This window comes from Ignatzschineria sp. F8392, assembly GCF_002252045.1.
In the GTDB taxonomy this organism is placed as follows: domain Bacteria; phylum Pseudomonadota; class Gammaproteobacteria; order Cardiobacteriales; family Wohlfahrtiimonadaceae; genus Ignatzschineria.
The window spans coordinates 176,560-197,359 of record NZ_NEFF01000003.1; the positions used below are offsets into that span (position 1 = coordinate 176,560).

18 protein-coding genes are annotated in these 20,800 nt (G+C 43.5%); 9 read left to right on the top strand and 9 right to left on the bottom strand.

Going from position 1 to position 20,800, the window contains the following annotated elements; all coding sequences use genetic code 11:
• The first annotated feature begins 136 nt into the window (after positions 1-136).
• The 6 genes from mrdA (at position 137) to pckA (ending at position 8,464) form a co-directional block, all read left to right on the top strand.
• Positions 137-2,254, top strand: a complete 2,118-nt coding sequence (gene mrdA, locus B9T19_RS06740) for a penicillin-binding protein 2 (protein ID WP_094567861.1) — start codon at positions 137-139, stop codon at positions 2,252-2,254.
• On the top strand, positions 2,251-3,387 hold the full coding sequence (gene rodA, locus B9T19_RS06745; RefSeq protein WP_094567862.1) for a rod shape-determining protein RodA: 1,137 nt from the start codon (positions 2,251-2,253) through the stop codon (positions 3,385-3,387). Before mrdA ends, rodA begins: the two co-directional genes overlap by 4 nt.
• Positions 3,388-4,512 (top strand): lytic murein transglycosylase B, encoded by a 1,125-nt coding sequence (gene mltB / locus B9T19_RS06750; RefSeq protein ID WP_094567863.1) that lies wholly within the window; start codon positions 3,388-3,390, stop codon positions 4,510-4,512.
• Complete coding sequence (locus tag B9T19_RS06755) at positions 4,512-5,564, top strand: septal ring lytic transglycosylase RlpA family protein (RefSeq protein ID WP_094567864.1); 1,053 nt, start codon at positions 4,512-4,514, stop codon at positions 5,562-5,564. The genes mltB and B9T19_RS06755 overlap by 1 nt, the downstream gene beginning before the upstream one ends.
• Before the next feature lie 14 nt (positions 5,565-5,578).
• A complete protein-coding gene (locus B9T19_RS06760; protein ID WP_158214373.1) occupies positions 5,579-6,748 on the top strand; it encodes a D-alanyl-D-alanine carboxypeptidase family protein in 1,170 nt (389 codons plus the stop codon).
• A 105-nt stretch (positions 6,749-6,853) separates the two neighbouring features.
• Entirely contained in the window at positions 6,854-8,464 is a 1,611-nt protein-coding gene (gene pckA / locus B9T19_RS06765) for a phosphoenolpyruvate carboxykinase (ATP) (RefSeq protein WP_094567866.1), read from the top strand.
• A gap of 335 nt (positions 8,465-8,799) precedes the next feature.
• Here pckA and B9T19_RS10785 read toward each other — a convergent pair whose 3' ends face one another.
• From B9T19_RS10785 to B9T19_RS06780, 4 genes are all read right to left on the bottom strand, one after another.
• Positions 8,800-8,934 carry a hypothetical protein gene (locus B9T19_RS10785; protein ID WP_255406354.1) on the bottom strand — a complete coding sequence of 45 codons (135 nt, stop codon included), beginning with the start codon at positions 8,932-8,934 and terminating at the stop codon, positions 8,800-8,802.
• A 78-nt stretch (positions 8,935-9,012) separates the two neighbouring features.
• The gene (locus B9T19_RS06770; protein WP_094567867.1) at positions 9,013-10,053 is read right to left on the bottom strand and encodes a methyltransferase; all 1,041 of its coding nucleotides are present in this window, start codon (positions 10,051-10,053) and stop codon (positions 9,013-9,015) included.
• 2 nt (positions 10,054-10,055) lie between these two features.
• Positions 10,056-10,784 (bottom strand): pseudouridine synthase, encoded by a 729-nt coding sequence (locus tag B9T19_RS06775; RefSeq protein ID WP_094567868.1) that lies wholly within the window; start codon positions 10,782-10,784, stop codon positions 10,056-10,058.
• A 4-nt stretch (positions 10,785-10,788) separates the two neighbouring features.
• Positions 10,789-12,999: an ATPase, T2SS/T4P/T4SS family gene (locus B9T19_RS06780; RefSeq protein ID WP_158214374.1), complete on the bottom strand. Its 2,211-nt coding sequence runs from the start codon at positions 12,997-12,999 to the stop codon at positions 10,789-10,791.
• A gap of 205 nt (positions 13,000-13,204) precedes the next feature.
• On the opposite strand from B9T19_RS06780, the gene B9T19_RS06785 reads away from it, so the two are divergent.
• The 3 genes from B9T19_RS06785 (at position 13,205) to B9T19_RS06795 (ending at position 15,446) form a co-directional block, all read left to right on the top strand.
• A complete protein-coding gene (locus B9T19_RS06785) occupies positions 13,205-14,236 on the top strand; it encodes a PhoH family protein (RefSeq protein ID WP_094567870.1) in 1,032 nt (343 codons plus the stop codon).
• A gap of 3 nt (positions 14,237-14,239) precedes the next feature.
• Positions 14,240-14,767: an rRNA maturation RNase YbeY gene (ybeY, locus tag B9T19_RS06790; protein ID WP_094567871.1), complete on the top strand. Its 528-nt coding sequence runs from the start codon at positions 14,240-14,242 to the stop codon at positions 14,765-14,767.
• Positions 14,768-14,945: 178 nt separating this feature from the next.
• Complete coding sequence (locus tag B9T19_RS06795; RefSeq protein WP_094567872.1) at positions 14,946-15,446, top strand: hypothetical protein; 501 nt, start codon at positions 14,946-14,948, stop codon at positions 15,444-15,446.
• 54 nt (positions 15,447-15,500) lie between these two features.
• On the opposite strand, the gene cmoB is transcribed toward B9T19_RS06795, so the two are convergent.
• From cmoB to cfa, 5 genes are all read right to left on the bottom strand, one after another.
• The gene (gene cmoB, locus B9T19_RS06800; protein WP_233146819.1) at positions 15,501-16,454 is read right to left on the bottom strand and encodes a tRNA 5-methoxyuridine(34)/uridine 5-oxyacetic acid(34) synthase CmoB; all 954 of its coding nucleotides are present in this window, start codon (positions 16,452-16,454) and stop codon (positions 15,501-15,503) included.
• A 64-nt stretch (positions 16,455-16,518) separates the two neighbouring features.
• Positions 16,519-17,289 (bottom strand): carboxy-S-adenosyl-L-methionine synthase CmoA, encoded by a 771-nt coding sequence (cmoA, locus tag B9T19_RS06805; protein ID WP_304441092.1) that lies wholly within the window; start codon positions 17,287-17,289, stop codon positions 16,519-16,521.
• Between the two features lie 270 nt (positions 17,290-17,559).
• Positions 17,560-18,306: a Sec-independent protein translocase protein TatB gene (gene tatB, locus B9T19_RS06810; RefSeq protein ID WP_094567874.1), complete on the bottom strand. Its 747-nt coding sequence runs from the start codon at positions 18,304-18,306 to the stop codon at positions 17,560-17,562.
• A 67-nt stretch (positions 18,307-18,373) separates the two neighbouring features.
• Positions 18,374-18,625: a Sec-independent protein translocase subunit TatA gene (gene tatA / locus B9T19_RS06815; protein WP_094567875.1), complete on the bottom strand. Its 252-nt coding sequence runs from the start codon at positions 18,623-18,625 to the stop codon at positions 18,374-18,376.
• 320 nt (positions 18,626-18,945) lie between these two features.
• Complete coding sequence (gene cfa, locus B9T19_RS06820) at positions 18,946-20,091, bottom strand: cyclopropane fatty acyl phospholipid synthase (RefSeq protein WP_094567876.1); 1,146 nt, start codon at positions 20,089-20,091, stop codon at positions 18,946-18,948.
• Positions 20,092-20,800: the final 709 nt, after the last annotated feature.

The following is a 20,800-nucleotide window of genomic DNA, read 5'->3' on the forward strand; positions in this document are numbered from 1 at the left end:
TCTGAGAAAAGGATCTGAGAAAAATATTTAAGAAAACGATAAGAGAGGGACGATAGAATCAATGGTCATAGAATCAATAGTCAATACCCCAACAAAAAGCTAAAACCATCGAATGGATAGATGAATCGATAGACCTATGAATGTAACGAGCAATAAGAAGAAAACAAATAGCAACTCTCTCTTTTTAGGGCGAGCGATCTTATGCGCTATCCTGGTTCTCTGTGGCTTTCTCTTTCTGATTGGTCGCCTCTTTCACCTTCAGGTGATCGAACATGAGCTCTATACCACTCGCTCCAATGATAATCGCATTAAACTTCTCCCACTCCCACCCACTCGAGGACAGATCTTCGATCGTAATGGGGAGGTTTTAGCGACCAATGTGCCGATCTACAATCTCGAGATTGTCCGGCAAGATCTCACTCTCCCCCTCGATCAGGTACTCGAAGAGATCAATGCGCTTGTACCGCTCACAGAAGAGGAGATCAAACAGTTTGAGCGGGGACTTCGCAGAGCTAACCGGCAGGAGAGTGTTGTTCTAAAGAAGGGGCTTACTGAAGAGGAATCTGCCCTTATTGCCATCAATCTCCATAAGCTTAATGGTGTCAATCTTCAAGCTGATCTAGTTCGTATCTATCCTTATAAGAATCGTGCTGTCCATGCTATCGGCTATGTGGGAAGAGTCGATACTCGCGATCTCAAAGAGATTGAGGAGCAAGGCTTGCAACATGAATATAGTGGCATCACTCATATCGGCAAAAGAGGCGCCGAGAAGAGTTTTGAACATATTTTACGAGGCTCCATGGGTTTTGAGACGGTGGAGGCAAGCTCTTCAGGCCGAACGGTCCGCAAAATCGATGAAGTCCCTCCTGTGCCGGGGAAAAATATCTACTTAACTCTCGACCTGCGTCTGCAGATTCTGGCAGAAGAGGCGCTAGAAGACTATGATGGCGCTATCGTTGCGCTTGACCCTCAAAGTGGGGATGTCCTCGCCTTTGTCTCAAAGCCAACCTATGATCCCAATCTCTTTGTCGATGGAATCACCCATAAAGATTTTAATGAGCTCAATAATGATCCTTCCACCCCTTTTCTCAATCGTGTTATGCAGGGACTCTACCCCCCTGGATCGGTGATTAAACCCCAGATCGGTCTTGCCGGCCTTGAGAATGATTTTATTACAGAGAATACCATCATCAACTGTAAAGGATATTTCTCTGTTCCCGGCAATAATCATAAATTTAGAGATATGGGCTACTATGGTCCCTCTGATCTACGAAAATCGATCGAGCGCTCCTGCGATGTCTTCTTCTATGAGTTAGCCTACAATATGGGCGTGACCATTATGACTGATTTTCTAAAACCATTTGCACTTGGAACCCCCACCAACATCGATCTCTTAGGAGAATCGAAAGGGGTTGCACCAACGCCGGAGTATAAACGTCAACGCTTTAAACAACCTTGGTACACCGGAGATACCATCACTGCCGGCATCGGTCAAAGTTATTGGCTGACAACGCCACTACAGATCGCACAAGCTACCGCCATTGTCGGGATGCGAGGTGAGGCTTTCGAACCCCATATTTTAGGGGCAACAGCGATGCCTCCCTCTAATCAGAAAGAGTTTGTGATCCCCAATCCTATCAAACCGATCGTCCTTAAAGATGAGAAGTATTGGGATGTGGCGATCGATGGAATGGTCGCTGTTGTTCATGGCGCTAAAGGAACAGCAAGAGCAACAAAATCAGATCGCTATAAAACAGCGGGAAAAACAGGAACGGCACAAGTGAAGACAATTGCCCAAGGGGCGAAATATGATGCCAATAAACTCGATCGCCGTCATCGAGATCACGCTTGGTATGTCGCTTTTGCGCCGGTAGAGTCCCCTAAAATCGCTATTTCAGTGATTGTTGAAAATGGTGGGTCGGGCTCTCGCGTTGCCGCGCCGATTGCTAAAAAGCTTCTAGATGCTTGGCTTCTCGACTTTGATACACCTTATGCCAAAGAGACTCTCGCTCGCGTTAAAGCGGAAGAGGGGGCATTTGCCCATGAAGAGGAGATGGCGCTTCCTCTCTTAGAACTTGAATCGATGCCCTATCTCGAAGAGATTCCTACAGAGAAGCAAGAGGAGAATTCATCTCCTAATCAACAGATGCCCGACCTTAAATCATTGATGAATATTCGCTTAGGTTCAAAAACTCCCAAGAACAATCTTCTCTTAGAACGAAGTGAACCTTATCAGAAGGAGGATGAGCTATGAGACATGAAGAGCTCTACCATACCATCGAGGTGAAGCCAAAAGGATTACTCGCCTTCTTTCATCTCGACACTGTTTTAACCTTTCTTATCTCTATGTTAGCGCTCTTTAGTATTGCGGTTCTCTGGAGTGCATCAAACCACAATACAGCCTATATCACCTCCCAAGCGCTCAAAATCGCAGTTGGCTTTGTGATTATGGTATTTATCGCCTTTCTTCCCCCTGAGCGACTTAAGCAATTGACCCCTATTATCTATATTGTCGCGCTTCTCCTCCTGCTTGCCGTGATCTTTATCGGGATTGAGGCCAATGGCGCCTATCGTTGGATCGACCTTAAGCTCTTTCGCTTCCAACCCTCCGAGATTGCCAAGTTAGCTGTTCCCATGATGGTGGCCTACTATCTCCATAAACGTAAAATTCCCCCAACCTTTTTTAATGTTGTCGGTTCACTCCTTCTCATTGCGCTACCGGTCGCTCTAATCTTCCTTCAGCCCGATCTTGGAACGGCCATTATCGTGCTCTTCTCCGGCATTATTGTGCTCTTTTTAGGCGGATTGCAGTGGCGCTATATCTTAATCGCTTTTGGATTAATTGCGATCGCACTCCCCTCTCTCTGGTTTTTTGGTATGAAGGAGTATCAGAAAGATCGAGTGGAGACATTTCTCAATCCAGAGCTTGATCCGCTCGGCAAAGGATATCAGATTATTCAATCGAAGATCGCTATCGGCTCTGGCGGCATCTATGGGAAAGGTTGGGAGAATAGTACTCAGGTCTCACTTCAGTTTCTTCCTGAAGCGACAACAGATTTTATCTATGCCATTATTGGTGAAGAATTTGGGCTAGTCGGTTCTGTTCTTCTCTTAATCTGTTATCTTATGATCATTTGGCGCGGACTCTATATCTCCTATCATGCTCGAGATAGTTTCTATCAATTAGTGGGGGGAGCGGTCTGCCTCGTGTTCTTTTTCTATGTCTTTGTTAATACCGGAATGGTCAGTGGTGTACTCCCTGTTGTAGGTGTCCCACTGCCCTTTATTAGTTATGGAGGGACCTCAATTATGACTCTCTTTATCTCCTTTGGTATATTAATGAACATCTATTCACATCCCGCATCTATTACAAAGAGGATTCAATAAATGAGATTACGACTTTTAACAGTAACATTGATCAGCGCAATGACGCTCTCTGCCTGTGCATCTAATAGTGTGAAAGAGAGCAATTTATCGCAATCTCAAGCGAGCGAACCAGCCCATATCCAAAGATCGATGCAACAATCTGCCCCCAAAACAGCGGCAGTGACAAATAACAGCACGCTTCCTGAAAAGAGTAACTTAGCAAATCGTACTGATGTACAAGAATTTATCAATAAAGTGAGCCGGGAACAGAATCTCGACCCACGCTGGATGAGTGAAATCCTCGATCATACCAACATTCAACCAAAAATTATTGCAGCGATGAATCGACCGGCAGAAGGGGTGATGAATTGGGGCAAATATCGTCCGATCTTCCTCACTGAGAAGAGAATCAATGATGGCATTAAATTCTATAATCAATATAAAGATGCCTTCTTACGCGCAGAAGAGATCTATGGGGTCGATCGCTTTGTGATTGCCGCTATTATCGGTGTTGAGACCGGCTATGGACAAAATAAGGGATCGTGGAAAGTTGTCGATGCGCTCTCGACACTTGCTTTTGAGTATCCAAGACGCGCGAGCTACTTCTCTGGAGAATTAGCAAACTTCTTTAAGATCCTTAATGAAAATGGTGGCGACCCCTTCAGCTATCGCGGCTCTTATGCCGGCGCTATGGGATATCCACAATTTATGCCATCGAGCTACCTTGCTTATGCTGTCGATTTTGATGGGGATGGCAAACGTGACTTATGGAACAATCCTGTTGATGCTATCGGTTCTGTTGGAAATTATCTAATGAAGAGCGGTTGGGTAAGAGGTGGCAAGATCGCAGAAGAAGTTCAGGTCAGCAAACAGAATCTTGCTTATCAACAATTGAAACAGAGTGGCCGTTTAACGCCCCCTAAAGAGAACATCCAGACGTTACGTAATGCCGGCGTGATCATTCCTAACGGAACACCTAACGCTAAAGTGACACTCTTTGAATTTGAAGTCAGTGCAGAACCTAAAGTAGATGAGTGGTGGATCGGTTACCAGAACTTCTATGCCATTACCCGCTACAACCACTCTAAACTCTATGCGCTTGCTGTCTATCAAGTCGCTGAAGCAATTAGAAGAGGGGTTCGTTAATGCAATTAGGGAACTTAGGCACTTATCGAAAGATTGTTTTGGGCTCGCTGCTACTTTTAGTGGTTGCGAGCTGCTCCTCAACAGGTCATAAGCGATATCGAACCACGGTTAAAGGGGCAACTCCTCAAGAACATCCTTTGAGTAAATCGGGCAATCCTGCAAGTTATGTCGTCTTCGGAAAGACCTATCGTGTACTTCCCACCTCCAAAGGTTATAAAGAGAAGGGAATGGCCTCTTGGTATGGCGATAAGTTCCATGGAAAACCCACTTCAAGTGGTGAGCCCTATGATATGCACGCTTTTACAGCAGCTCATAAAACGCTCCCAATCCCCACTTATGTTATTGTCACCAATACCGAGACCAATAAATCGATCACGGTATTAGTCAATGATCGTGGCCCTTTTGTTAAAGGACGCATTATCGATCTCTCTTATGCTGCGGCAAAAGAGCTTGATGTGGTGAAAAATGGTACTGCACCAGTTCTTGTTGAAGCCATTGGACCTCACCAATATCTTGACCCTTCTAAAAAACCGAAAAAGAATCCCGTTGCAATGGTTGAAGTCGGAGGAGCCGATACCGGAAGAGGTGGTACGCCACAGACGGCAAAATTGGAAGAGAGTACAATCTCCTATAAAGGAGAGCCGATTGAAGTTGTCTGGCAGGAACCGGCAGGGTCAATATCCACGTCACCAATAGATCCGTCATCAATGGATCCGTCATCAGTGGATCAATATCCAACACCACAATTTATAGAGAGCAGCTATCAGCACCAAGATTATGCTCTCACCAATTCACACGCTCCGCAAAACACCCAAAATAGTGCTACATTTACCCCTCAAGCGCCAAGCTACCATATTCAACTAGGCTCTTTTGGCAGTGAGCAAAATGCCATCAATTTCCAGCAAAGTATGGCAAATAGGCTACAGCAACCAACAGAAGTAAAGTATGATAAAGGGCTCTATCGAGTCTATATTGGAAACTATCGTAGTCGAGAAGAGGCAGGAAATGTTGCCTTCTCTCTCCCTGTATCCACAACTGTTATCCACTTTTAAAAATGAAAACAACTATGTTTAAAAAAATCTTTAAATTTTGCGCAATAGCGGTGACAACTGTTTCACTCTCCTTTGCGCAATCACCTAGCACATTACAGCTTCCTGAGTATGCCGTAAAATCTTGGATTATTATGGATTACGATACCGGTGCCGTATTAGCAGAATATAATAGTACTATTCAATTTGAGCCTGCGAGCATCACAAAAGTGATGACTGATTATGTGATCGCTGATGCAATCGATAAGGGAATCATCAGCCATGATGACCAAGTGCTCATCTCTTCAAAATCTCGCAATATGCCAGGATCGAGAATGTTTGTTGAAGAGGGGACACTCGTCTCTGTCGATAACCTTTTACAAGGCTTAATTGTTCAATCGGGCAATGATGCGGCTGTTGCGCTTGCAGAACATGTTGCGGTCTCTGAAGAATCATTTGCCATGAAGATGAATGAGAAAGCGGCTGAACTGGGGATGAAAAAGAGCCACTTTAAAAATGCAAGTGGTCTCCCCGATCCGGAACATATCACAACCGCTTATGACCTTGCGATTCTCTCTCGCGCGCTGATCAACAATTTCCCTGAACACTACAAATATTACTCCCAAAAGAGCTTCACCTGGAATAATATCAAGCAGAATAATCGCAATACGCTACTCTGGGAAGACCCTTCTGTTGATGGAATTAAAACGGGCCATACCAACAGTGCCGGCTACTCTCTTGCATCGAGTGCAGAGCGCAATGGTTTTCGTGTAATTGTCATTGTTATGGGAGCGGATAGTGAAGCCTATCGTCAACGCGTTTCTCGTGAACTCATTAACTTTGCATTTAATAACTTTGATCGCAAACAGCTCTATAGCGCCAATGAAGTGATTGCTGAGGCAAATGTCCTTCACGGCATTGAAAAGAGTGTTCCTGTCGGTGTCAGCGAGAGCATCACAGCGACCCTGCCCCGCGTTCAGTATGATAATCTTAAAGCACAGATCCATGTTAACCCCGGCTTAGAAGCGCCCATTACGAAAGGGGAGCAAGTTGGAAATTTAGAGTTCTATATCGATAAGCATCTTCTCTACAGCTTTCCCGTTATTGCGCTCGATAATGTAGAAAAAACAGGCATTTTCCATCGTCTATGGAATAGCTTCTTAATAAAACTCAACAATAAAATCAATAAGTTCAAAGAAGCGCTCTAAATTTAGCCACTTTTTTGTAGTATTTTTGTAGTTTATTAGTTATCATACTTCCCCATAAACAAGGTGTGTTTATTTTTTGAATTAAATTTTTAGGAAACGAGAGACATGTCACAACAGATTATTGACGATCTAAAAGCACAAGGTATTACCGCAACAGAAGTTATATACAATCCAAGCTATGATGTTCTTTTCAAGGAAGAGACTGATCCAAGCCTTACAGGCTATGATAAAGGAACTGTCACAAACCTAGGTGCCGTCGGTGTAGATACTGGTATTTATACAGGTCGCTCGCCTAAAGATAAATATATTGTCCGTGATGAAACAACTAAAGATACCGTTTGGTGGGCAGATTCCGGTAAAGGAAAAAATGACAATAAACCTATTACTGAAGAGGTATGGGCACAATTAAAAGAGCTTGTTCTTGATCAGTTATCAGGCAAACGCCTCTTTGTTATCGATGGTTTCTGTGGTGCTAACGAAGAGACTCGCCTTGCAGTTCGCTTTGTGACTGAGGTTGCATGGCAAGCGCACTTTGTTAAGAACATGTTCATTCGCCCAAGCGAAGAAGAGCTTAAAAACTTTAAGCCTGACTTTACCGTTCTCAATGGTGCAAAAGTGACCAATAAGAACTACAAAGAGATGGGTCTTAACTCTGAAACTTTCGTTGCGTTCAACTTAACTGAGAATATGCAGTTAATTGGTGGTACATGGTACGGCGGCGAGATGAAGAAAGGTCTCTTCTCTGTTATGAACTACCTTCTCCCATTAAAAGGCATCGCTTCAATGCACTGCTCTGCAAACGTGGGTAAAGATGGCGAAACAGCGATCTTCTTCGGTCTTTCAGGAACAGGTAAAACAACTCTCTCAACAGACCCTAATCGTCAATTAATTGGTGATGATGAGCATGGTTGGGATGATGATGGTGTCTTCAACTTTGAAGGGGGTTGCTATGCAAAAACAATCAACCTCTCAAAAGAGCATGAGCCAGAGATCTACGGTGCGATTCGTCGTGATGCGCTTCTTGAAAACGTTGTCATCAAAGAAGATGGTTCTGTCGATTTTGATGATGCGTCAAAAACAGAAAATACTCGTGTTTCATATCCGATCTACCACATTGAAAACATTGTAGAGCCTGTATCAAAAGCAGGTCCTGCGAAGAAAGTTATCTTCTTAACTGCAGATGCTTTCGGTGTTATCCCGCCGGTATCGAAATTAACACCTGAGCAGATGCAATACTACTTCCTTTCAGGCTTTACCTCTAAACTTGCAGGTACTGAGCGTGGTATTACCGAGCCAACACCAACTTTCTCAGCATGTTTCGGTGCAGCATTCCTTCTTCTTCACCCAACACAATACGCTGAAGTATTGGTAAAACGTATGGAAGAAGCAGGTGCATCAGCATACTTAGTGAATACCGGTTGGAATGGTACAGGTAAACGTATCTCACTTAAAGATACACGTAACATTATCAATGCAATCTTAAGTGGTGATATTGATAAAGAAGAGACAGAGATTATTCCAATCTTCAATCTCGAAGTGCCAAAAGCAGTTGCAGATGTTGACTCAACAATCTTAGATCCACGTAACACCTACGCAGATCCAGCTGAGTGGACAGAGAAAGCAGAAAAACTTGCTGAACTCTTTGAGAACAACTTTGACAAGTATACCGATACAAAATTAGGTGCTGAACTTGCTAAAGTGGGTCCTAAGAAGTAATTAAGGTATCAGTTATATAAGATCTATCTTTCACAGATAGCATCAAACTAAAAAGCAGAAGCCCGAAGATAAACACTTCGGGCTTTCTTTTATCCTCAATTTCCCCCAACATCATCGGTGCCAAACTGGCAGGCATGCAGTGGCGAAAAGAACGAAATCTTCACGGCATCAAGGATGCCAAATGGTGGGCATGCACCGGAGAAAAGAACAAAATAGTGAGCTCCCACCGCTCCACAATCTCTCTTAAGAATCATTTATCACAACAAAAAAGCTTGGACGCTGCCGGATACAACCATCGCGTACTTTCATCAATCACGCACTGGCAGTTGCCGATCTTAATCGCCGGCAACAATATCATCTGTTAGATAAAAAACTTCCTCGGCATCAAAGATGCCGAATGGTGGGCATGCAGTGGTGAAAAGAACGAAATAGTAAGCTCCCACCGCTCCACAGACTCTCTTAAGAATCATTTTTCACAACAAAAGAACCTGAACGCTGCCGGATACAACCAGCGCGCTCTTCCTGTGCCTCTCTTACGTAAGTGAGGACTATTTTACCCGCTCTAGCTTAAGAATCTTGAAATGATTATTAGAGGCGATCTCTGTTGCTTTCACATATTGTGCATAGCAGACCTCCTCTATGGCTAAAAATTTATTCACTACAAAGTAGGCAATACCTCGGCGACGTAAGAGTCGCTTACTATTCTCAACGAACTTGACCGTTAGCTCTTTAGAGGTACCAAATCCTTGATGAAAAGGGGGATTACAGATAATCCGATCAAAACTACGATCTTCTAACTCTGAGCCACAATCATCGAGCGTTACGAGCGCCTCAATCCCCATGCTCTCAAGATTGTGCGCTGCAAGTTGAACGGCAGCAACATTACAATCGGTTGCCACCAACTGTTCAATCTTGCTATTTTTACCAACAGATGCAGCGAGATAACCATAACCACAACCGAGATCTAATACTTTCCCTTCTAACGCAAAAGGATCGTTATTGAGAGTCTCTGCTAAAAAACGGCTTCCTTCATCAATCTTTTTATAACCATAGATTCCGGGCTTACTGATAAAGGTGAGATCTTGCACTTCATCTCTAATCTCTAAAAATTGACGATACTCATCCCCTTTGAGATCGAGAGTTTTTCCACCCTCTTTGATAATTCGCGCATAACGAAGCCCTTTCCCTAAAAGTTCAAGCTCCGCTAATGCCCCCATCTTTTCAGCATGCTTTATAACGCTCTTAATCCCTTCCTGATTATTACCCGTTAAAATGAGGCTTCCCCCAACTTTTAAGATGCGTGCCGCAGATTCTAAAAGATAGTGCGTTAAAACTTTCGCCTTATTGAGTCTAAAGAGAATAAAATCAAAATATTCATCAGGCGCACTCTCTAACTCAAAATCACTCAAGTTACCATCAAAACCAATCACTTCGAGCGCATGATCAATATCCTTACGATTGGTGATGTAACGAATATTATCCCGCGCACTGATGCCGGAGAGCTCAAAACTCTCATCTGCAATCAATAACCCCTTCCCCTCACCTATTAACGCACTATCTCGAAAGAGCGCAATACTTGCTTCAGCCATCTCTAAAATCCTTTAATCTCTGCTTCTGTCAAAGGGCGATATTCACCCTCTCGTAATCCATCTAATGTTAGATGACCAATTTGTGATCGATGCAATCTCTCAACATGATTTCCCACAGCGGCTAACATCCGCTTGACCTGATGATAGCGCCCTTCAGTTAAGGTTAACTCTATCTCCCGCTCAGAGAGAAGCGCTACCTGTGCCGGCTTTGTGATCTCATCATCCCCCCGTAATGCAACGCCTGTTTCAAGCTGATCAATCATCTCAGATGTCATCGGACGCGCAAGCTCAATCTTATAAACCTTCTCAATATCCTCATCCGTGCGATGTGTTGGATGAGTCACACGATGAGACCATGCGCCATCATCGGTGATTAAGACCATTCCTGTCGTATCGGCATCTAAGCGACCGGCGATATGAAGCCGCTCAAGCGAATGTTCTCCCTCTAATAACTTAAAGAGCGAGATATGACCATCATGACGATGACTTGAGACATAGCCCGCAGGTTTGTAGAGCATAAAATAGCGAGGTTGACTGCTATAGAGAAGAGGCTCACCATCAATCTCTACTCGATCCGATTCCGTGACCTTAAAATTGCGCTCTCTGATCTCCTCACCATTCACACTAATCCAACCATTGCGAATGATCTTTCCTGCCTCTTTGCGAGAAACCTCCATCGCTAGCTGGAGATATTGATCGAGACGATAGCTCTCTTGCACTTTTTCTACCATCTCACTACTCCGTCGTCACCCGTAAAATCTCTTCTAATGCGGTTCTACCAGCTAACACCATTTCAATGCCGGCAGTTCTTAAATTCTTCACCCCTTCGCGCTCCGCTTGTTTTGCAATCTCTAAAGGAGAGGCGCCCTCTAATAAGAGTTGTGAAACTCGCTTTGAAACCGGCATCACTTCAAAGATCGCAAAACGGCCACGATATCCATCATGACACTCCGAACAACCACTCGCCCGATAGAACTTACTCGCCGCTTGCATCGGAGTGAAGCCTAATGTCTCAAGATAGGCAGAATCAACAATATCCTCCTCTTTACAGTGACAGAGCTCACGCACTAGACGTTGAGCAATCACGAGATCTACCGTCGAGGCGATATTATAGGGTTCAACTCCCATATTTTTGAGACGAACAAGACTCTCTACAGCACTCTTCGTATGAAGCGTGGAGAGGACAAGATGCCCTGTCTGTGCTGCTTTAATGGTAATATCAGCCGTCTCATAATCACGGATCTCACCGACCATCAAGACATCGGGATCTTGTCGTAAAAATGCCCGTAAAGCTTCAGCAAACGTTAAGCCAATTTTAGGGTGTACCTGAAGCTGATTGATCCCCTCTAGATTGATCTCTATCGGATCTTCTACCGTTGCAATATTGCGCGAAACATCATTGAGGTAGTTGAGGCAAGCATAGAGCGTTACGGTCTTACCAGATCCGGTAGGACCAGTAACCAATATCAAGCCTTGTGAGCGCTCAATCGCCGATTGCACCACACTCTTTTGTGCCGAAGTTAAACCGATTTTATTAAGGGAATAATTGATCTCCGAATTATCGAGCAGACGGATTACCACCTTCTCTCCCCATAAAGTGGGGATCACCGAGATTCTCGCATCGACCTCTTCCTCTTCTAAACAGAGCGTAATATGTCCATCTTGAGGTAAGCGCTTCTCAGCAATATCGAGCTCCGCCATTACCTTTAAGCGCGAAGCTAAAGTATCGCGATACGCTTCTGGCACCACATAGACCTTATGGAGAATGCCATCGATACGAAAACGGACACGATAACTCGACTCATAAGGTTCAAAATGAATATCAGAGGCTTTCTGTGTAATCGCATCGAGGAGCACAAAATTGAGATAATCAACAACGCCATCACTCTCTTCAATGGCTAATTCTGTCGCTAGTTGCGACTCTAGAGAATTCTGACCCTCTAGCTCTATCGCTTGTGCCACCTCTTCTTCTGTCTCTCGTCCTGTCTCTTGTTCTGTCTCTTGCTGTATCTCAGCAAGAACCGATTCTAAAATCTCGGTTGAATCTTCTAGTACCGGCGTCGCCTCATCGGATATCGATCCATCGGGCACTTCTGCCATAGGCGCAATAGAGGAATGGGGAGTAGCGGACTCCTCTAATGCGGCGAGTGATACCATCTCCTCGAGTTCTGATGATTCATCCTCATCATCGGCTTGCGACTCAATCTCAGAAAGATCGAGTGCAGAATCACGTAACACCTCCGCACGCGGATCATCCTCTTCCGTTTGCGAGAGTTGATCGGACATCAACGCCATCTCCGCTTCAACCGCGGTATCAATTTGTTCTAAGTTGATACGATTGTCGATCACAAAAGATTGATCATCGCCTGCCTCACCCCCATCAAGAGAGTGAGATAAAACCTCTTCTACCGCTGTTTCTTCTACCTCAGCCCCCGCTTCTAACGCTTCATTTTCTATCTCTAGAGCAGGCACTTCAGGCAAGAGTGTCTCTTGTTCCGGGAAAGTGAGGAGATCAATCATCGCTTTAATCTGATCGCTATCTCCTAACCAATACTCAATTCTGCCAGGATAACGAAGTGCTAAAGTATCGAAAAACTTCTCATTTCCGGGATCTGCTGTAACGACAACCAAACGATCAGGAAGTAGAACCAAAGGGACCCCATATTGCGCTAAGAGCTCCTCTTTAGTTGCAAAGCCGACAAAGTCAAAATTCTCAATAGGTTGAAAATAGGCTAAATCCACAACAGGTAACGGCTCCTCTAACGCGCTATTTGCCGCTAATGCCGCCTCAAAAATTGCCTGACTCGTCAGTCCATGAGCTCTTAACTTCCCAACCACTGAACGTTCATTTTCATACATCTTTGCTGAAAGAAGGGGGATCGCCTCTTTAGCCATCCACTTCAACTCAATAAGCCCCTGAATCAACGGATTATGTTCCAATTTCACACGTAACCTCTGCATTAAATATTGAGCAACTTTATCATTCGTCTTACACTTCAACACAAATATAGTTGCGCAAATACCTTGTATTATCGCTTTTCGCCCCAAAATTGTAGCTATTATAACACTACTTCTTGAGTCTATAGAGCTCATAATGATAGAGTTATAAAGCATTTTTTCCGGATTTCGATAGAGGATAATAGAAGAACGAATGACTACAATCACACTCGCCTTTGAGGGCGATAATGAGCGCTTATCAAACCTGTGCGGCAATCTTGATGAGCATCTTCGATTAATTGAGAAGCGCGTAATGGTTGATATTGGCAACCGTGGTGCTGAATTTCAGATCGCCGGCAATGGAGATGATGTCAAAAGTGCGAAAGAGATCTTAGAGGAGCTCTATCGTCAGACAAAAGAGAAGTGGTTAGAACCGAATGATGTTCACCTTGTCATTCAAGAGTTTGGCCCTGAGTTTAAAACGCTCAAACAGGATAAAAAAGATCGTGTCATTAAGACAAAAGCGGGCTTAATTAGAGGGCGAACGCCGGCGCAGAAAGAGTATCTCTACAATATGGGCAAGCACGATATCAACTTTGGGATCGGCCCTGCTGGTACCGGTAAGACCTTTCTTGCCGTCGCTTCTGCCGTAGAAGCGCTTCAAAAAGATGAAGTTCGCCGTATTATCCTTGTCCGCCCTGCTGTTGAAGCGGGAGAGAAGTTAGGCTTTTTACCTGGTGATTTAACGGAAAAGATCGATCCCTATCTTCGTCCTCTCTACGATGCACTCTATGAGATGCTCGGTTTTGAGACCGTCAATAAATTGATCGAGCGCCACACCATTGAGATCGCTCCGCTCGCCTTTATGCGTGGAAGAACCCTCAATGATGCCTATATTCTTCTCGATGAGGCACAAAATACAACAATCGAGCAGATGAAGATGTTCCTTACTCGAATCGGTTTTGGTTCAACAGCGGTCATTACCGGCGATGCATCACAGGTAGATCTACCGCGCCACGTAAAATCGGGGCTAAAACATGCGCTCGATATCTTAGAGAATGTCGATGGAATCTCTATCAGTCACTTCTCATCGGTAGATGTTGTCCGTCATCCGATGGTGGCAAAGATTATTGATGCCTATGAAAAGGCCGATAAGATCGAACGAGAGAGAGCCGAGATGAAAGCCGTAATTAACGCGGCAAGAGATGCCGAAAAAAGTAGTAAAGCAACCGCTGAGGAGCAGTAGCAGATGACAGATACAAATACAGATACAGATACAGATACAGATACAGATACAGATAATCTACAAGATAGAGAACTCTCCCTCTACACCGAGCGCGTAACCACAATCGATACCGCAAGTGATGAGCAGTTACAACATTGGATCACCACTGCACTACTCCATGCCGGCTACCAAAAACCTGCCGAGATCAATATTCGCTTTACCGATAATGAGGAGATTCAACAACTGAATCGTGATTTTCGGCAGAAAGATCGCCCGACAAATGTGCTCTCTTTCCCCTTTGAGGTCCCCGATTTTCTAGAGGAGGAGATCTTCACCTTAGGAGATATTATTATTGCGATGCCGGTCATTGAATCAGAAGCACAAGAGCAAGAGAAGCAGATTGAGAATCATCTAGCCCATATGGTCGTTCATGGAACACTCCATCTCTTAGGATTTGATCATATCGAGGATGAGGAAGCGGAGGAGATGGAAGCCCTTGAGATCGCAATTTTAGCAAAGCTAGGAATCGATAATCCCTATCAAGAACGTTAAAAATCGGTATAATTGTGAAACCCCATAACCTTTTTCTCTGCTTTTATTTTCCGCTTTTATTTTCTGCTTAAAAAAAGGGGGGCCGTGGGCAAGTCACCATCACTGATGAGCTCTTCACTATTTTATCGAAATTTATCGCTATTTTATCGATATTTGCTAACTGAGTAGATGAGTAATTATGACAAATACAGTACAAAAAAATAATCGCACCGCAATCTTTATTGTTGCGTGGATTGGACTCTTTATCTTTAACTTTCTCTTTACTCGCTTAACGACGATGGTGCCGGTCTCCGTCATCTCGATCTTTATGTTTTTTACTGCCGGCGCTCTCTATAAAGATAATCCTACTCTACGCCCCTTTGCCTTAATCGGCATTGTGATCGGCATCCTCTTTATTGCATTGACCTATTTTGGCACCATCTGGTTCCGTTATGAGGTTGTCAGCCTTCTCGATATTCGAGGACCTCAAGCATTTCAAATTGGTTTCTACCTACTCGCTTTCCTCAATGCCGCCGCCTTTACCACAATCGGCCTTGCGCTCTTTAAGGCGCTACGAACAATGCGCGGCATGATCATCACCTTTCTCATCACGGCGCTGATCTATTTTCTTATCAGCTACCTCTCAATGGATCTGATCAAGGTGATTATGGAGATGTCAGCACAGATCCCACAAGGTTAAGTCAATAGGAATTAACAGTAGAAAAGAGAAAAACATAGGTAAGCCCCGTCATTATTAACGGGGCTTTCTTGCATGGATCACCGCACGAATCGGTGCAGGATGCCCTTCTATCGTTCGAGAATCATCTTCCGGATCTAAAAAATCGGGTAAGGAGAGATAATCCATCCACTCGGTAGTTCGTTGCTCCTCGATCGTTGTCTTTGCCAGATCAACACACTGGACATCGACAAAGCCAACACGCTCTAACCAGAGAATTAGCGCTTCAACAGAGGGAAGGAACCAGACATTACGCATCTGCGCATATCGATCTTCCGGCACTAAAACCTGCTCCTTATCTCCCTCAATAACAATCGTCTCTAAGAGAAGCTCACCGCCGGGGCGCAGTGTTCCCTTTAATTGATAGAGATGGTCGATCGGTGATCGGCGATGGTAGAGAACACCCATAGAGAAGACTGTATCGAAGAGCTCAAGCTCTTCTGGCATCTCCTCTAATGTCATCGGTAGTTGCCAAATGGGTGCTTCCGGCAGATACTTTCTGATAGCTAAAAATTGGTAGAGAAAGAGCCAATTAGGATCGATACCGATCACACTCTTCGCTCCGGCACCTAACATACGATAACCGTAATAACCATTTCCAGAGCCAACATCGAGAATATTTTTATTTCTCAAATCGATATGTTGACTCACTCGATTCCACTTAAAATCAGAACGCCATTCAGTATCGATATAGGTATCACAGAGCTGAAAAGGTCCTTTTCTCCAAGGCTTCAATCGTTTTAAGGCATCTTGTAAGATCGCTTCATCACACGCTCCTTTTAAGATCACCCCCGATGCTAGATCAGCTGTGAAATCTTCAATCTCAGGAAGATCTAAAAGCGCATGCTCCCAACGTGGGCTATCACCATGTTTTTTTCGGAGGCGCTCCGCTAAAAATGAGGGCAATGTTGCGCTAAATCGCTCCATCTTCTGCCCTTTAAAATGATTGAGTAATTGATCGAGATAAATCATCTTATCCATATTCTCTCTTCTATCTGTTGTCTGTCTGTTGTCTGTCTGTTGATCATCTATAAAGCTACTTAATAGCTAAAATTGAGGAGAAGTTCATACATTGAAACCAGAGGTAGACCTCACTAAATCCCGCTTCCAATAACCGAGCTTTATGGGTTTCAAAGCTATCGATCTTCATCACATCCTCCAGAGATTCTCGCTTTTGAGCAATCTCTAACTCGGAATAACCTTGGGAGCGCTTAAATTGAATATGGAGGTTATTGAGCATCTGATGCTCACTCGGATCACTAAAGCTCAACTTCTCCGACAGAAAGAGCGCACCACCCGGCAAGAGCGCATCGGAGATCTTTTGCAAAAGTGCAAGCCGCTCTTCTCGCTTAATAAATTGGAGCGTAAAGTTCATCGCAAAGAGAGAGGCCTTCTCAAAGGGATAATCGGTAATATCTGCCTCAATAACCTCAATAGGGAGCAGAGATTCGATCATCATCTCCTGCGCTTTGAGATATTCTCGTGATTTCTCCACCATTGCTGATGAGTTATCGATAGCGACAATAGAGGTGTTAGGCGTCTTAATTGCACTTCGCAATACCATCGATACTGCACCAAGCGAACTTCCAAGATCATAGATTTTACTATTCTCCTGCGCGAAGAGCGGTGCTAAATTCCCAATATTCTCTACAATCGTCGTATATCCCGCCGCTGAGCGCCGAATCATATCGGGGAAGACTTTTACCACCTCTTCATTAAAGGTGAAACGATTACAAGGACGCTTCTGAGCATAGATCGCGTCTGCTTCTGATTGCTCAAAAAGGTATTGAATAGATCGATCATTCACAAATGTATCTCCTAAAACAGCAATAGATCTAGGGGCACAGCCCCGATTCCATCTGAATCTGCGGTGCCACTAGATCTATCGATAATATTGAAACAGTAATTAAAACAATAATTGAAACGGTAATTACAATGATAATTTAAGCGATAACTTGAGTGATGTAATGCTTAAATATAATTGTATAATTGCATATAACCGAATATAGCCAAATATAACCTTTAGCGTTAACGAGTCTTAATCGTAACGAATCCTATTGATAAGTCTCAATAAACTCTAACGATTCAACTCTAACTGCCGCAAGGTCATTCGGCGACGGATCTCCTCTTGACTCAAGAGATTTCGTGCCTCTTTTGCTTCCATCAGCGCAAATTGTAATGCGACCTTATCGCTCTCTTGCGCGGCAATCTCTGCTTGACGCATCCGCACAATACGCGCAATTAAAGCGTGACTATCGAGCTCATCACTAGGAGATGCCACAAGACGTTGCCCATAATTTTTAGGCGGTGCAGTCATAACGGCACCCTCTGCTGCATCTGCAATATACTCAGCTTCTGTTTCTAAAAAGGCATCATCTAACTCAAGATCAAAGAGCTCCTCATCATCGATCGTATCATCTTTAATAACGGGCTTTTTCGCGCTCTCTTTTGCCACACTTTCTGGCTTTTCTGAGATATCAAGATAGCGATCGACCTTCTTCACCTCATTCTCAACTTGAGATTGGGTATCAAGAACGGTGGATTCAACCTTTTTCAGAGATTGAGTCAACTCGCTCTTTGTGCTATCGATCTCACTCTTTAACTTCTGCAACTCAGAGCTCTGTTTAAGCTCCTCAATTGAGCGCTTAATCTCATCAAGCTCTAACTCATTGGTCAGATCATTCTTAATACTTCTCGTGAAGTGTTGAATCTTCCCCACCCATTTACCAACGGTGCGAATCATCTCCGGCAATTTTTGCGGACCAATGACAACAAGCGCGATGACGAGAATAATGAGAAATTCCGTGCTACTAATTCCAAACATGCAGCATCCTTCCTCTTACCTGCGCCAATCACGCTTTAAGATTGATGAGAAGCTTGTGAGAAGATGATTACTCCACACGACTATTCTTCTGCTCATCAACAACGGTCTCATCCTTCACTTGAGTATCTGCTTTTTTATTCTCTAAATTTTGGGGTGTAGCGTTCTCTTTCGCCTCTTTCTCCCCATCTTTAACTGCATCTTTAAAGCCTTTTACTGCACTTCCAAGATCTTTTCCTGCATTTTTTAATTTTGCAGTACCAAAGACTAAAAGTACGACAACAAGAAGAATCGCCCAGTGCCAAATACTAAATGAACCCATAATTACATTTCCTCTAAGAGTGTACGAGTATTAAATAATTTCTCCCTAATGATACTCTAAAAACATCGCTTTATATAGCCCATTCTCCGCTAATTTTTAAGAAATGACCCACGAATACCCTATGAGTGATTAACGAATGAGCGAGCGTGAGCGCGATAAGTAACGAAGTATTTTCATAATCAGAGCATCACTTAAGAAGATTTCTATTTCCTATGACAGATTCGATCGACTGACTTAACATCTGCCGAACTACTCTAACAGAGTAATATGACAATATTGTCACACACAAAAAGAGTCTCAATTACCTCGTATGCCCCCCATTAACGGGCAACGCGAATCCCCCCTTCAACGCCCAATGGACTCCAGAGAATTTGCCATAGCTGAATACTTCTTGCTCTAAATGCGCCAGCACAAGCCATAAGGTAGTAGATAAACATTCGCTTAAAACGGGGAGAATAGTTGGCTTCTAACTCCGGCCAATGCTCTAAAAATCGCTCTGCCCATGCCATTAAGGTACGATCATAATCTGCACCAAAATTATGCCAATCTTCCATCACAAACTTGCCTTGACTCGCATTTGCAATTTTTTGGATCGAGGGAAGCTCACCATTGGGGAAGATATACTTCTCAATCCATGGATCAACATTGTATTGGTTGTTATTAGAACCGATAGTATGAAGAAGAAAGAGACCATCCTCTTTGAGATTACGGTGGGCAACTTCAAAATATTTACGATAGTTTTTAGGGCCGACATGCTCAAACATACCGACGGAAACAATCCGATCAAACGCGCCATTGAGATCGCGATAATCTTCTAAAATAATCTCAACATCGAGTGATTGACAACGCGCTTGCGCTAACTTCTGCTGCTCTTTAGAGATCGTCACTCCCGTTACAGAAACGCCATAGTGCTCTGCAGCATAAGCAGAAAGACCGCCCCAACCACAACCGATATCAAGGAGCTTCATGCCCGGCTCAAGTTGTAACTTTCGGCAGATCAGATCTAATTTTGCCTGCTGTGCCGCTTCCAAAGTTGTCGCTTCCGCCCAATAGCCACAAGAGTATTGCATATAAGGATCGAGCATCGCCGTAAAGAGATCATTTCCCAGATCATAATGCTCCTCTCCTACAATCCAAGCACGCTTTTTACTCTGTAAATTGCGTAAACGCGCGAAGAGGATCTTTAAGATATCTTTAAAACTACTCGGCAACTTTTCATCGAGTTTTGCACGCATCACCTTTGTAAAGAAAAGATCGAGCTTCTCACAATCCCACCAGCCATCCAGATAGCTCTCTCCGAGGCCAATAGATCCCTCTTCCAGGACTCGCTGATAGAAATGATCATTATGGATCTGAATATCGTAGGGACGACTTCCATTAATCTCGATACCCGCCTGATCTAGTAGATCTTGAGCGATACGTTTCCATTCAGTAAGATTACTCGCTTTTTTCTTAATGCTGCTCATTTCACTCCTCAAATTCGTTTTTAAATGATTCGTCTTAAGTGATTCTTTTTAAACAACTCTTTAAAGTAGCTTCACAGTATAAAAGGAGAGTCCATTGCTCAGGAGACTCCATTATCTCAGGACAACATTGCTAGGAATAATTATAAACAAACAATGCTATTTTATATATACATTTTTACATACTATTACATATTTACCACCCATCAATTACTTATTCATTAATCACTCTATTATTTTCAATAAATAGACAAAATAAAAGATCGTAATAGATCGTAATAAATATCAATGAACATCAATGATGTATCTATGAGTATCAGTGAGTATCAGTGAGTATCAGTGAGTATCAGTGAGTATCAATAAATATTGAATACTATTATCTTATTATCCTAACGATCTATTTTAGAGGCTGAGATTATGACCGACAACGAATATCTCGCGACTTCCCTCCTTCTCATCTCTTAGTTTCTCGCCCCCTAATCTCTCACCTCCCTTTTTCTCATGCTTCCTTTCTCACGCTTCCTTTCTCATACTTACTTTCTCATGCTCCTTTTTATACCCTGCTCTCTGCAAAGAGAAACTCAATGAAAGGTTTTCTCCCCGAGATACCCTTTTTCGCTATAATAGGAGAGATCATTAAAGAGCCCTCATACTCAACAATGCTCTTTATACAGTCTTTATACAGTCTTTATACAGATATGCTTTAAAGCAT

What these genes read in the sequence shown, in the direction of transcription:
- B9T19_RS06760 (WP_158214373.1), top strand. Translation starts at nt 5,579, where the DNA reads ATGTTTAAAAAAATCTTTAAATTTTGCGCAATAGCGGTGACAACTGTT.
- cfa (WP_094567876.1), bottom strand. Translation starts at nt 20,091, where the DNA reads ATGAGCAGCATTAAGAAAAAAGCGAGTAATCTTACTGAATGGAAACGT.
- tatB (WP_094567874.1), bottom strand. Translation starts at nt 18,306, where the DNA reads ATGTTTGGAATTAGTAGCACGGAATTTCTCATTATTCTCGTCATCGCG.
- B9T19_RS06775 (WP_094567868.1), bottom strand. Translation starts at nt 10,784, where the DNA reads ATGGTAGAAAAAGTGCAAGAGAGCTATCGTCTCGATCAATATCTCCAG.
- B9T19_RS06770 (WP_094567867.1), bottom strand. Translation starts at nt 10,053, where the DNA reads ATGGCTGAAGCAAGTATTGCGCTCTTTCGAGATAGTGCGTTAATAGGT.
- B9T19_RS06755 (WP_094567864.1), top strand. Translation starts at nt 4,512, where the DNA reads ATGCAATTAGGGAACTTAGGCACTTATCGAAAGATTGTTTTGGGCTCG.
- mrdA (WP_094567861.1), top strand. Translation starts at nt 137, where the DNA reads ATGAATGTAACGAGCAATAAGAAGAAAACAAATAGCAACTCTCTCTTT.
- pckA (WP_094567866.1), top strand. Translation starts at nt 6,854, where the DNA reads ATGTCACAACAGATTATTGACGATCTAAAAGCACAAGGTATTACCGCA.
- B9T19_RS06795 (WP_094567872.1), top strand. Translation starts at nt 14,946, where the DNA reads ATGACAAATACAGTACAAAAAAATAATCGCACCGCAATCTTTATTGTT.
- B9T19_RS10785 (WP_255406354.1), bottom strand. Translation starts at nt 8,934, where the DNA reads ATGATTCTTAAGAGAGTCTGTGGAGCGGTGGGAGCTTACTATTTCGTT.
- tatA (WP_094567875.1), bottom strand. Translation starts at nt 18,625, where the DNA reads ATGGGTTCATTTAGTATTTGGCACTGGGCGATTCTTCTTGTTGTCGTA.
- B9T19_RS06785 (WP_094567870.1), top strand. Translation starts at nt 13,205, where the DNA reads ATGACTACAATCACACTCGCCTTTGAGGGCGATAATGAGCGCTTATCA.
- mltB (WP_094567863.1), top strand. Translation starts at nt 3,388, where the DNA reads ATGAGATTACGACTTTTAACAGTAACATTGATCAGCGCAATGACGCTC.
- rodA (WP_094567862.1), top strand. Translation starts at nt 2,251, where the DNA reads ATGAGACATGAAGAGCTCTACCATACCATCGAGGTGAAGCCAAAAGGA.
- cmoB (WP_233146819.1), bottom strand. Translation starts at nt 16,454, where the DNA reads ATGATTTATCTCGATCAATTACTCAATCATTTTAAAGGGCAGAAGATG.
- ybeY (WP_094567871.1), top strand. Translation starts at nt 14,240, where the DNA reads ATGACAGATACAAATACAGATACAGATACAGATACAGATACAGATACA.